Origin of the sequence: Sulfitobacter sp. 1A15258 (assembly GCF_043557045.1) — a bacterium.
In the GTDB taxonomy this organism is placed as follows: domain Bacteria; phylum Pseudomonadota; class Alphaproteobacteria; order Rhodobacterales; family Rhodobacteraceae; genus Sulfitobacter; species Sulfitobacter faviae.
Genome location: NZ_JBIFFK010000046.1, coordinates 1 through 1,366, shown reverse-complemented (window position 1 = coordinate 1,366; position 1,366 = coordinate 1). Strand labels below are relative to the sequence as shown.

The 1,366-nt window shown below is 61.3% G+C and carries 1 protein-coding gene; it reads right to left on the bottom strand.

Annotated features, from left to right (window positions below; genetic code table 11):
• Positions 1-236: 236 nt before the first annotated feature.
• Positions 237-1,265, bottom strand: coding sequence for an IS110 family transposase (locus ACGYK9_RS19360; protein ID WP_394415351.1), 1,029 nt, complete (start codon positions 1,263-1,265; stop codon positions 237-239).
• Positions 1,266-1,366: the final 101 nt, after the last annotated feature.

Below are 1,366 nucleotides of genomic sequence, written 5' to 3'. Positions count from 1 at the left end.
GACCGTTCGAGCATGTGATCGAGTGCGAACTTCTGTCAGGCCTCAGTATGCGACATTTCCAGAAGCCGCGGGCCGGGATGGTGATCAGCGGATCGGGTCCACATCTGAAGAACGAGCTCTAAGGCTCGCAGCAGCCTGCTGGTTTTCCCAATCCGGATCTGTTCGATCATTTTGCCCATTCATGTCATCGTCTTCTCACACCCCCTGGCACCGTCACTGGCGGTTTGACATGAGCATCATGCCGCGCCTGCCAGCGCCGGATCCCTGTAATCCTCTTCCTTCGTCAGCATCGCCCAGATCTGCCGCGCCATCTTGTTGGCCAGCGCGATCGCGACCAGCATCTTGGGCTTGCGCGCCAACATGCGTGCCAGCCAGCTGCCTTCCGGTATTGTGCGCTGCCCAAGCCAGCCCAATCGCGACATTGCACCGATGATCAGGAGGCGTCGGATATCGACCTGGCCGGCCTTGGTCATGCGCCCAAGACGCTCCTTGCCTCCGGAAGAATGTTGCCTGGGCACAAGGCGCAACCAAGCCGCGAAGTCGCGCCCTGTTTTGAACTGTGCCATGTCAGGTCCGAACGCTTCCACCGCGACGGCCGTCAGCGGTCCGACACCCGGCATGGTCTGGAGCCGGCGCGCCCTGTCCGACTGGGAGGCCAGCGTCTTGAGTTTCGTGGTGCGCTCAGCAATACGCACCGTTTTTTCTGCAATCTGAGTCAGTAGATCCTGGCACTCCTCCCGGATCAGCGCAGGCAAGTCGGAAGTCTCATCCTCCACAAGCGCCGTCAGACGGTCGAGTTGGCGTATTCCTTCCGGAAACACGTGGCCATGTTCATACAGCAGGGCCCGCAATGCGTTCACATCCGCGGTGCGCTGATGAACCAGGCGCTCTCGGCCGCGGAAGACCGCCGCGCGAGACTGCTGCTCGACCGTCTTGGGCGCCACAAAGCGCATCTCGGGCTGGCGGCCCGCAATGACGATCGCCTCGGCGTCCGCGGCGTCGTTCTTCTGGCGCTTGACGAACGGGCGCACGTATTGCGGCGCGATCAGCTTCACCTCATGCCCGAACGATTCCATCTCGCGCGCCCAGTGGTGCGCGCTGCCGCAAGCCTCAAAAAGGACCAAGCAGGGCTCCTGCTGGGCCATGAATGACGCAAACTGCTTTCGCGTGAGCTTCTTGCGGAACTGGACCTCTCCTGTCCACAGCGCGCCGTGGATCTGGAAAACACTCTTTGCCAGATCCACCCCGATCATCATATCCTTCATCTCGCCGTCCTCTCCGTTGCGTGGCTGATAACACCACGACTTTGGCACATTGCGATGCCGTCTGGGGAGGGCGGCAACCACTCCATCTGAAAAAGTCGGCC